This window comes from Paenibacillus sp. AGC31 (genome assembly GCF_057334655.1).
Genome location: NZ_JBHFJH010000008.1, coordinates 17,818 through 28,260 on the forward strand (window position 1 = coordinate 17,818; position 10,443 = coordinate 28,260).

Annotated in this window: 12 protein-coding genes; 2 read left to right on the plus strand and 10 right to left on the minus strand. The window is 47.8% G+C overall.

What is annotated here, in order from left to right:
- Positions 1-18: 18 nt before the first annotated feature.
- The 10 genes from rnc to ACE04G_RS05735 form a co-directional block, all read right to left on the minus strand.
- Positions 19-723, minus strand: coding sequence for a ribonuclease III (rnc, locus tag ACE04G_RS05690; RefSeq protein ID WP_036670338.1), 705 nt, complete (start codon positions 721-723; stop codon positions 19-21).
- 13 nt (positions 724-736) lie between these two features.
- The gene (fabF, locus tag ACE04G_RS05695; protein ID WP_062833763.1) at positions 737-1,975 is read right to left on the minus strand and encodes a beta-ketoacyl-ACP synthase II; all 1,239 of its coding nucleotides are present in this window, start codon (positions 1,973-1,975) and stop codon (positions 737-739) included.
- A 177-nt stretch (positions 1,976-2,152) separates the two neighbouring features.
- Entirely contained in the window at positions 2,153-2,386 is a 234-nt protein-coding gene (gene acpP, locus ACE04G_RS05700; protein ID WP_024630176.1) for an acyl carrier protein, read from the minus strand.
- Positions 2,387-2,538: 152 nt separating this feature from the next.
- Entirely contained in the window at positions 2,539-3,288 is a 750-nt protein-coding gene (gene fabG / locus ACE04G_RS05705) for a 3-oxoacyl-[acyl-carrier-protein] reductase (protein WP_017689228.1), read from the minus strand.
- 146 nt (positions 3,289-3,434) lie between these two features.
- Complete coding sequence (gene fabD, locus ACE04G_RS05710; RefSeq protein ID WP_221824202.1) at positions 3,435-4,376, minus strand: ACP S-malonyltransferase; 942 nt, start codon at positions 4,374-4,376, stop codon at positions 3,435-3,437.
- A gap of 25 nt (positions 4,377-4,401) precedes the next feature.
- A complete protein-coding gene (locus ACE04G_RS05715; RefSeq protein WP_091034990.1) occupies positions 4,402-5,391 on the minus strand; it encodes a beta-ketoacyl-ACP synthase III in 990 nt (329 codons plus the stop codon).
- A gap of 8 nt (positions 5,392-5,399) precedes the next feature.
- Complete coding sequence (gene plsX / locus ACE04G_RS05720; RefSeq protein WP_047842458.1) at positions 5,400-6,395, minus strand: phosphate acyltransferase PlsX; 996 nt, start codon at positions 6,393-6,395, stop codon at positions 5,400-5,402.
- Positions 6,392-6,940 (minus strand): transcription factor FapR, encoded by a 549-nt coding sequence (gene fapR / locus ACE04G_RS05725; protein ID WP_047842457.1) that lies wholly within the window; start codon positions 6,938-6,940, stop codon positions 6,392-6,394. Before fapR ends, plsX begins: the two co-directional genes overlap by 4 nt.
- Positions 6,941-7,312: 372 nt before the next feature.
- Positions 7,313-7,486, minus strand: coding sequence for a 50S ribosomal protein L32 (rpmF, locus tag ACE04G_RS05730; RefSeq protein WP_017689233.1), 174 nt, complete (start codon positions 7,484-7,486; stop codon positions 7,313-7,315).
- A 68-nt stretch (positions 7,487-7,554) separates the two neighbouring features.
- Positions 7,555-8,061: a YceD family protein gene (locus ACE04G_RS05735; protein ID WP_449003857.1), complete on the minus strand. Its 507-nt coding sequence runs from the start codon at positions 8,059-8,061 to the stop codon at positions 7,555-7,557.
- A 462-nt stretch (positions 8,062-8,523) separates the two neighbouring features.
- Here ACE04G_RS05735 and hmpA point away from each other — a divergent pair, with 462 nt between their 5' ends.
- Complete coding sequence (gene hmpA, locus ACE04G_RS05740) at positions 8,524-9,759, plus strand: NO-inducible flavohemoprotein (RefSeq protein ID WP_221824204.1); 1,236 nt, start codon at positions 8,524-8,526, stop codon at positions 9,757-9,759.
- Between the two features lie 274 nt (positions 9,760-10,033).
- Positions 10,034-10,443, plus strand: a 410-nt coding sequence (locus ACE04G_RS05745; protein ID WP_486094238.1) for a nucleotidyltransferase family protein, incomplete at its 3' end; no start/stop codon positions are given.

A 10,443-nucleotide genomic window follows, 5' to 3' on the forward strand; every position in this document is an offset into this window, starting at 1 on the left:
TTGTCTATGCGCTATCGGTTAAGCTCCGGCTTCCGGAAGCTTCAGTCGATCAAGTGCTGCAGATGCAGCCTGTTGTTCCGCTTCCTTTTTGGAACGTCCTGTACCTCTGCCAAGCCGTTCTTGACCCATATGGACCTCCGAGACAAACTCACGTTCATGGGCAGGTCCCCGTTCCTCAACGATACGGTATTCCAAAGCTCCCATATTGTGATGCTGAGTAAGTTCCTGCAGTTCCGTTTTGTAATCACTCATTTGCAGCTTGCTGCCCAATACGATTAATGGGAAGACATGCTGGTCGAGAAATGTCCGGACAGGCGCAAGCCCCTGATCCAGATACAATGCACCAATGAAAGATTCAAACACATCTGCCAGCAGAGCCGGCCGTGTCCGTCCTCCAGTTAGTTCCTCACCTTTACCAAGAAGTACATACTGCCCAAAACCCAACGCTTCAGCAAATTTGACGAGGGAAGGCTCACAGACAATGGATGCCCGCAGCTTAGTTAATTCACCTTCCGGACGGTTAGGATACAAATGATACAAGTACTCCGATACAGTCAGTTCCAGCACGGCATCGCCCAGAAACTCCAGACGCTCGTTGTCCTGATGCTGACTGAACCGGTGTTCGTTTACATAAGAAGCATGGGTAAACGCTTGTTTTAAAAGCTGCCTGTTGTCAAATTTGATTTGAAGTTTATGTTGTAACTGCTTCAGATCTTCACTCAAACGAACTAGCCCCTTATGCTTCAAATTTTTTGAGAATAATGGTGGCATTGTGACCGCCGAATCCAAATGAATTGGACATGGCAATATTAACTTTGGTTTGACGTGGAACATTTGGTACATAATCCAGATCACATTCTGGGTCCTGATTTTCCAGGTTAATCGTTGGAGCCAGTGTCTGATGTGTCAGTGACAATCCGCAGATGACCGCTTCTACACCACCAGCAGCGCCAAGCATGTGGCCCGTCATGGATTTAGTGGAACTCACGGCGAGCTTGTACGCATGATCACCAAACGCCTTTTTGATTGCAAGCGTTTCGGATCTGTCGCCTACAGGCGTCGAAGTTCCGTGTGCATTAATGTAGTCTACTTCTTCAGGCTCAATACCCGCATTACGAAGTGCCATCTTCATGCAACGTGCTGCTCCGTCCGGATCTGGTTCTGTCATGTGATGTGCATCACCTGTCAGACCGTAACCGATCACTTCACCATAAATGCGTGCACCACGTTTTTGAGCATGCTCCAGGGATTCCAGAATCAGAACACCAGCGCCTTCGCCCATAACAAAACCATCACGTTCTGTATCAAAAGGACGACTTGACTTCGCAGGATCATCATTACGTGTAGACATTGCGCGCATCGCACAGAACCCTGCAAGACCCGTTGGTCTGATTGTTGCTTCCGCACCACCACAGATCATGGCATCTGCATCACCATTCGCAATCAGCTTGAAGGAATCTCCGATGGAGTGTGTACCTGTTGCACAAGCCGTAACAACATTAATGTTAGGACCTTTGGCACCAAGAGAAATGGACATTTGGCCTGAAGCCATGTTGGAGATCATCATGGGAATAAAGAATGGGCTTACCCGTTTTGGACCTTTTTGCAACAATGCGTTATGTTGGTCCTCCCACGTACCCAATCCACCAATACCTGATCCGATGGATACACCGAATCGCTCTGCATCAATATTCTCGTTAATTTTCAGACCACTGTCTTCAACGGCTTTGAAGCCGGCTGCCACAGCGAACTGTACAAAACGGTCCATTTTGCGAGCATCCTTGCGATCCATATATTCTTCCGGGTTGAAATCCTTGATCTCGGCTGCAATCTGTGTCGTGTATTCACTAACATCAAACGCCTCAATCTGAGAAATTCCGGACTTTCCTGCCATTAAACTGCCCCAGAACGTTTCCAAATCTTTTCCGAGCGATGTCATTACGCCCATTCCGGTAATTACTACTCTTTGTTTCAAACCGAGTCACCTCTATATCGACTGCATTACGCAAGTATTTTGTGGGAATATCCGCAAACAGGCATCTATTCAACCAAGATAGGCCTGTTTGAGTAGAGCTGCTTGCGGAATGAGAAAAACCAATGAATGATGAGAAGTCCCGCCTGTTCGAAAACATGTGCGGGACTAAAAATGACTTTAGGTATGAGATTGTATGTAGTTTACAACTTCACCTACGGTCGTGATTTTTTCTGCATCTTCATCAGAGATTTCCAAATCAAATTCATCTTCCAATTCCATGACCAATTCCACTACATCCAAAGAATCAGCACCCAAATCTTCTTTGAAAGATGCTTCAAGTGTAACTTCAGCTTCGTCTGCGCCCAAGCGGTCGACGACGATGCGTTTTACACGCTCCAATACATCGGACATCCGGTTCACCTCCTTCTTTGGTATTATACGAGAATCGCAGGCAAAATGCCATAGAAGACATATGCGGCTCCCGGCCGGGGAACCCGGCCTTTTTCCGGCATTTCGGATCGTCCAGCGCCTGTTCCCCGACTATTGTTCAAGTCCGGGAAGAATTACATGTACATGCCACCATCGACATGCAGCGTCTGCCCTGTCATATAAGATGAAGCCTGTGAAGCCAGGAAAGTGACTACACCGGCGATTTCATCCGGCTGACCCAAACGGGACAACGGAATACCACTTAGCATACCGTCCACCAGCTCCTGGGACAACTCTTTTGTCATATCTGTCTCAATGAAACCTGGTGCAACACAGTTAACTGTGATTCCACGAGAAGCCAGTTCACGAGCAGATGCCTTTGTCAGCCCAATGACTCCTGCTTTGGCAGCAACATAGTTTGCTTGTCCAGCATTACCGAGCACACCTACAACCGAGGAGATATTGATAATTCTTCCCGACCGTTGTTTCATCATTGGACGTGTAACCGCCTTAAGGCAGTTAAACACACCTTTAAGATTGGTTTCAATAACCTGATCGAATTCTTCCTCTTTCATACGCATGATCAGATTATCACGGGTAATACCGGCATTGTTCACCAGAATATCAACGTTTCCCCATGCTTCGAGTGTAGCTTTGACCATTTGTTCAGCTTCATCCATCAGGCCAACATTGGCTTGAAGTGTAATCGCTTTGACTCCTTTGGCACGAATCGCTTCCGCCACTTCCTCAGCTGCCGCTTGACTACCCGCATAATTCACGGCTACGTTCGCTCCAGCTTCAGCAAGTGCCAGTGCAATACTGCGCCCAATGCCCCGGGATGCCCCGGTAACGAGTGCATTTTTACCTTCTAATGGTTTAGACATAATCATTCCTCCTTTCCCCAAATCTATATCAGTTCAACCAAAGAATGTTTACACTTGCCACTCCGATGACAGAATAACCTTCCGATCGCTGTTATCCCCAGATTTTTTCTGTCCTCTCCGTTCTCATGTAAAAAGTTTAGTTTAACTCATATAACTCCTTCTAATTCACTTGCCGTTGCTTCGAGCGTTTCAATACTGTTCACATTGTACAATTTTACGGTTTTATCTGTTTTTTTAATCAAACCGGTCAATACACTGCCAGATCCAATCTCGATGAACGTATCCACGCCTTGCTCAATAAGCCATGTCACACTGTCTTCCCATAATACAGGAGAATAGACCTGAGCTGTCAACAAATCCTGAACCTGTCCATCCTCTGCAGGTCTTGCAGTCACATTAGCGACTACAGGGACCGCTGCCGGTGAGAACGTAACGGTTTTCAGTTTCTCTGCCAGCTTCTCAGCTGCACCCTTCATCAATGAAGAGTGGAACGGACCGCTTACTTCCAATGCAATGGCGCGTTTACCGCCTGCTTCTTTCACTCGTCCCGCGACAGCAGCTACGCCCTCCTTCACACCAGAAATGACGATTTGTCCCGGACAATTAATATTGGCAAGTTCAACCGCATGACCACTTTCAGATACGTCACGGCAAAGCACCCCCAGCGCTTCCCGATCCGCACCCAACACAGCAGCCATCGCTCCTTGTCCACCTGGTACTGCCTGTTCCATATACTGACCACGTGCCCGTACAGTGCTCACTGCGTCAGCAAACGAAAGAACGCCCGCTGCCACCAGTGCACTGTATTCTCCCAGACTGTGTCCAGCCGTATAGTCAGGCTGAATTCCTTTTTCTTTGAAAGCTTCAAGCAAGGCAATACTTGCTGTCAACAGAGCCGGTTGTGTATTTGATGTCTGTTTCAACTCGGTCTCCGGTCCTTCAAATACAAGGTTGCTCAGCGAGAAACCCAATGTTTCATCTGCTGTGCGAAAAATTTCAGTTGCCGCAGGCACGGACTCATACGCGTCCTTGGCCATGCCTACAGCCTGTGATCCCTGTCCGGGAAATACAAATGCTATTTTACCCATCTCATTCATCTCCCAGATGTCTATTTTACCAAACGAGTACCGATGCACCCCATGTCAAACCGCCACCGAATCCAACCATCAGAACGGTATCTCCGGCTTTCATGCGACCTTCCTCCGCAGCTTCTACCAGAGCAAGCGGGATGGAAGCTGCCGATGTGTTTGCATACTTATCCACGTTGACTACAACCTTTTCTTCAGGAAGTTCAAGTCGTTGCATCGCAGATTGGATAATCCGAATATTCGCTTGGTGAGGAACAAACAGATCCACATCCGTACGCTCCATGCCAGCCTTGCGTAATACCTCAATGGTAGCCGTCCCCATGACACGTACCGCAAACTTGAACACTTCACGACCGTTCATGTAGATGTAATGTTTTTTATTTTCAACGGTCTCTGCGGAAGCAGGCAGACGGGAACCGCCGCCTTCCATCTGAAGAAGACTACCGCCAGCACCTTCGGCACCGAGATCGAATGCTTTGAAGCCGCGACCTTCCGGAACTTCACCAACGACTACCGCGCCTGCTCCATCACCAAAAAGGACACATGTGTTGCGGTCTGTATAATCCGTAATGCGAGACAAGCAGTCTGCACCAATAACAAGTGCATTGTTGTACATACCGCTTTGGATGAAGCTCGTAGCACTAGCCAAACCGTATACAAATCCGGAACAAGCAGCCGACAGATCAAATGCCGCGGCACCTTTTGCACCCAATTTGTCCTGCAAGATGCAAGCTGTCGATGGGAACGAAGAATCCGGGGTAATGGTTGCAACAATAATCAGATCAAGATCACTGCCTGTCATGCCTGCAGATTCAAGGGCTTTAATAGCCGCTTCGTATGCCAGATCAGAAGTTGCCTGATCGGGTGCAGCGATGTGACGCTCTTTGATTCCAGTACGACTGACGATCCACTCGTCATTGGTATCGACCATTTTCTCCAGATCGCTATTTGTCAAAATTTTCTCAGGCACATATTTCCCTGTACCAATAACCCCTACTGGGCGCAAATTATTCATATCGTCACTCACTTCCCGCTAATTTCCTTAGATATGCTCTCTACCAGCTGATTCTGCACTGCAATCCGAGCTTGACGCACAGCATTTTTGATGGCATTGCCATCAGCAGATCCATGACTTTTCACAACCAGTCTACTCAAACCAAGGAGTGGCGCTCCGCCATGCTCCGTATAATCCAGCTTACGTTTCAACCCACGCAGCTCAGGCATTAGTACAGCTGCAGCCAGTTTACTTTTGAGAGAAGATGAGAATTGTTCCTTAAGCAAGGCGAAAATGGCACCTGCTGTGCCCTCTAGCGATTTCAGCAGGATATTCCCTGCAAAACCGTCACATACAAGCACATCACAAGCACCAGTCAGCACATCACGTGCCTCAACATTACCGACAAACCGAATTGGGAGTTGTTCCAGTAAAGGGTATGCATGTTTGGTTAACTCATTTCCCTTGCCTGGCTCTGTTCCTACATTGAGCAAGCCCACTCGTGGGGACTCAATGCCCTGTACTTTTTGCCGATACAAACTGCCCATCAGGCCATATTGTGCAAGGTGCTCCGGTTTGGCATCCATATTCGCTCCTAGATCCAGCGCAAGCACACCTACATCATCAATCGTTGGAATCATAGGCGCAAGCGCCGGACGTTCAATGCCTGCCATGCGACCTACAACAAGCAAACCCGCTGTCATGAGCGCTCCAGTATTGCCCGCCGAGATCATCGCGTCCGCTTCGCCCTCTTTCAGCATACGGCCTGCGACCACCATGGAGGCATCCTTTTTGCGACGCACTGCTTTGACGGGTTCATCATCCGAACCAATAACTTCGGAAGCATGCCGGACCGTAAGATTGGCAGGTCTAACACCTGACTGACTCAAAAGAGGTTCCAGCTTGGCTTCATCGCCGATCAGGACGATCTGTGTATCCGCCCATTCCGTGGCTGCGGCAATCGCACCTTCTACCGTTGATGCAGGTGCATTGTCGCCTCCCATGGCATCAATGACGATTTTCATTCCAAATGACCTCCTTCTCCGCTGTCTTCTCCACCTGAATGGTAGATTACAAAGTTGCCTTGAAACACCATTTCTTCACCTACATAAGTGAATACTTCCACTTTGGCTTTGCCCTTTTGACCCGGAATCGATCTCACATAAGCCTTTGCAATACATTTCTCTCCCAAATGAACCGAACGGACAAAGCGAATGTCTGCTGATGCAGTCAACGCGATCTCGTCATTAATAATCGCTACAGCCAAGGAGTTAGCCTGTGCAAAGACATAGTGTCCACGTGCAATGCCTGTTCTGGAAAACACGTGTTCTTCCTTAATCTCAAACAGGGAAATCCCGCTTTTATCCAGCTGTAGATCCACAATATCACCGATAATCTCATGCAAGGGCAACGAGCGTACCTGATCATACGAGAGCTCTGCCATCAGTTTCATGCGTTCCCGAAGTTCAGGTATTCCAAGTTCCAGCCTGTCAAGACGAATCGTCTGAATACTCACCTTCAATTGGCGTGTAAGTTCCTGATCCGTCACAAACGGGTTCTCTTCTATCATTTTGGTTAACTGCTGTTGCCTCTGTCTCTTCGGTACACGTTCGATGCCTGACACCCCCCGCTGTATCGTTTACGGAACCGTCCCGTCCGGCCAGTTCAACCATTCTTTCGTGTTGCTTCTATAGTTGCATCCCTGGTCACCAGGGTCGTTCTCAAACGGATTATGGTTCATCTATATGTAACGTCAAATCTTAGAACCTGGTACTAAACTATAGTATATCTCATCCCGTATCAAAAAGAAAGACTGGCCTAACAAAAACAATACACCCCTGTGAAGCACGGATTTCATGCCTGCCAACTCCCTCTATAGCCACCCTCTAATCCAAAAAAAGTAGCACCTCATCGAAATGAAGTGCTACTTAATGTCCAACTATTATTGAGAGATGATCTCTCTTGCTTTGTACGTTCCGCACACTTTGCACACGTGGTGACTAAGTTTAAGTTCGCCACATTGTTCACATTTCACCATGCCCGGTACAGCCAATTTAAAGTGAGTGCGACGTTTGTCGCGACGCGTCTTGGACGTTCTCCGTTGAGGTACTGCCATTATTCCCACCTCCTTATCAAAATCAACCTTTGCAGGTAGTTGTTACAATGTTCGATTTTCAATCATGCTCATTTAAAAAAATCCTTGAGCCCTGCAAGCCGCGGATCGATAACCTGGTTATCACAACCGCAGTCACCTTCGTTCAGCTCATGGCCACACTTGGGGCATAACCCTTTGCATGTATCGCTGCATAGCGGTATAAACGGAAGATCCAGCAGAAAAGCTTCCTCAGCATAACCCTTCAGATCAACGCTATCTCCATCCACATAGAGCGTATCATCGTCTTCGTGTAATCCCTCTGGCTGTTTTCCCTGCTTGAATTGCTCATGAAAATCAATATGAAAATGTTCCTTGATCGGCTTGAGACAACGGGAGCACAACATGTCCACTCCTATGGTCAGCTTGCCATGAACATCCACAACGTCACCTTCTCTGAATTCTGCAGATAAATCCGCAGTCAGCGGGGTAACGGCTGTGATATCTTGTCGGTTAGAAACCAGTTCCTTGATATCCCACTGTTCGTTAAACTTCAGCGGGCCATCACTGGTAGCCACTTTGCGAAATGGCATTAACATTTCCATCACTCCAAACGAAACCAATTTCATAATTCGTATCAAACGTATCACGACAGTTATACAGGTCAAGCCTTCTTTTGTAAAGCAGTAAATCCTGACTGTATGTATTCTGACGCTTCATCGTTAAAAGTATTATGAAATTGACTTAACAAACAAAAATCATTATACCGATTTTTCAAGACGTTTGTCAACACTTTTAACTTTACACCCTTTTTAAAACCAATGGCTCAGAACCGTTTACTCCATCTGGTCTATTATAGACTCACTTCAAGATAAACTACAAGTCGTCATTTTAGTTGTAGTTCCTTGCAAACATCGGTCACATTTCGTTAACGTTTAGTGTGATCTATATCACACAGACCTACTTGCTCCCTATCTATACTTGCTATAAACCGAGGCACGATCAGCTCCATGACCGATTTATTATCCAACTATTTCATATCATATCGGGAGGGAAAATATATGTTAAATGAGCACACAATTAGAATCATTAAATCTACAGTCCCCGTACTTGAAGTCCACGGCGAAGCGATCACACGCCACTTCTACGAAACGATGTTCACAGCTCATCCGGAACTGCTGAATATTTTCAATCATACAAATCAGAAACAGGGGCGGCAGCAAGCCGCCCTCGCCAATATGGTGTACACCGCCGCCCTTCATATCGATAATCTGTCCTCCATCTTGCCTGCCGTCCGGCAAGTTGCACATAAACATCGCAGCCTGGGTATCGTTCCCGAGCAATATGCGATTGTCGGCACCTATCTGCTTCAAGCCATCAAAGATGTGCTTGGAGATGCGGCAACGGATGAAATTATCACGGCGTGGGGCGAAGCCTATAATGTCATTGCAGGCGCCTTTATCGGGATCGAACAGGATATGTATACAGAAGCGAAAAACCAGACAGGTGGCTGGGAAGGATTCCGGACATTCAAAGTTGCCAAGAAAGTTCAGGAAAGCGAAGTCATCACGTCCTTTTATCTCGTTCCAGCCGATGGTCAGTCCATTGCCAGTTATGAACCGGGACAATACATCAGCATCAAAATCCAGCCAGAGGCACAGTCATTTACCCAGATTCGTCAGTATAGCCTTTCAGATGCCCCGGGTAAACCCCACTATCGCATTTCCGTTAAGCGTGAACGAGGTGTGTTAGAGCGCCCTGACGGAGTTATCTCGACGTATCTACACGATCACATTGAAGAAGGCAGTCAGGTGGAGATATCCGCTCCTGCTGGCGACTTCACGCTAAATGCAGACGATCAACGACCTGTTGTTCTCCTGAGTGGTGGTGTCGGTCTAACGCCCATGATCAGCATGTTAAATACGCTGGTTAACTTGAACGATAACCGTGCAATTACATTTTTACATGCAAGTCCGAATGGTCAATCTCACGCCTTCCGTGATCATGTGAACAGTCTGGCCGAACGTAATCAGGGCGTTAAAGCTTATTATTGTTATACTCAACCTGAGGGTTCTGATCGTACGAACAATCACTTTCATAAGGAAGGTTATATGGATGCGGCCTGGCTTCGTCAAGTGATCGATGAACTGGATTCCACTTATTATCTGTGCGGACCCGTTTCGTTCATGCGGGCAGTGTATACGGAGCTTCAGGCGCTTGGTGTTGCAGCGGACAACATTCATTATGAATTTTTCGGGCCCAAAGCAAGTCTTTCTCCCGCACCGGAAAGTGTCTAAACGTTGTGAAATGTGATTAGCTCCTAATGTATAAGTGTATAGGTACGTGTCCTATCCTGCTGATTTATCAAGGTGAAGAGGACGTTCGTCGATTATCAAAAATGTGTACTATACAATAGATTTGCAGGCACACAGTCTGACATCCGTTGATGTTGGATTTGTGCCTTTTTCTTGTCTGAATTGGTGCATGATTTGATCTAATACATGACATCCCCTATGATGGAATGGATGTTATACATACTCGGTTATCCAATCGAAAGGAGGACGTCTAATCATGAAAGCCGTAGGCGTCATTGTTGAATATAACCCCTTGCACAATGGGCATGTTTATCATTTGCAGGAAGCTCGGCGGCTAAGCGGCGCAGACGCCGTTGTTGCGGTCATGAGCGGCCCTTTTCTCCAGCGTGGCGAACCCGCCATCGTAGGTAAAAGGGCACGCACCGAGATGGCGCTGCACGCAGGCGCCGATCTCGTGCTTGAACTGCCGGTTGCCTACGCGGTCCAACCGGCCGAGTGGTTTGCCTTCGGTGCGGTCTCGCTGCTGCACCGCACCGGCATTGTGGACTCGCTCTGCTTTGGCAGCGAGTCCGGCGACCTGGACAGCCTGCAGCGCATTGCGCGCGTGCTGGCTGTGGAGCCCGCAGGGATGCGCGAGGACATCGCGCGCCGCCTGCGGGAAGGGGG

Excerpts from the sequence above, each read along its gene's own strand:
- acpP (WP_024630176.1), bottom strand. The coding sequence starts at position 2,386 with ATGTCCGATGTATTGGAGCGTGTAAAACGCATCGTCGTCGACCGCTTG.
- fabG (WP_017689228.1), bottom strand. The coding sequence starts at position 3,288 with ATGTCTAAACCATTAGAAGGTAAAAATGCACTCGTTACCGGGGCATCC.
- fabD (WP_221824202.1), bottom strand. The coding sequence starts at position 4,376 with ATGGGTAAAATAGCATTTGTATTTCCCGGACAGGGATCACAGGCTGTA.
- ACE04G_RS05715 (WP_091034990.1), bottom strand. The coding sequence starts at position 5,391 with ATGAATAATTTGCGCCCAGTAGGGGTTATTGGTACAGGGAAATATGTG.
- plsX (WP_047842458.1), bottom strand. The coding sequence starts at position 6,395 with ATGAAAATCGTCATTGATGCCATGGGAGGCGACAATGCACCTGCATCA.
- fapR (WP_047842457.1), bottom strand. The coding sequence starts at position 6,940 with ATGATAGAAGAGAACCCGTTTGTGACGGATCAGGAACTTACACGCCAA.
- rpmF (WP_017689233.1), bottom strand. The coding sequence starts at position 7,486 with ATGGCAGTACCTCAACGGAGAACGTCCAAGACGCGTCGCGACAAACGT.
- ACE04G_RS05735 (WP_449003857.1), bottom strand. The coding sequence starts at position 8,061 with ATGTTAATGCCATTTCGCAAAGTGGCTACCAGTGATGGCCCGCTGAAG.
- hmpA (WP_221824204.1), top strand. The coding sequence starts at position 8,524 with ATGTTAAATGAGCACACAATTAGAATCATTAAATCTACAGTCCCCGTA.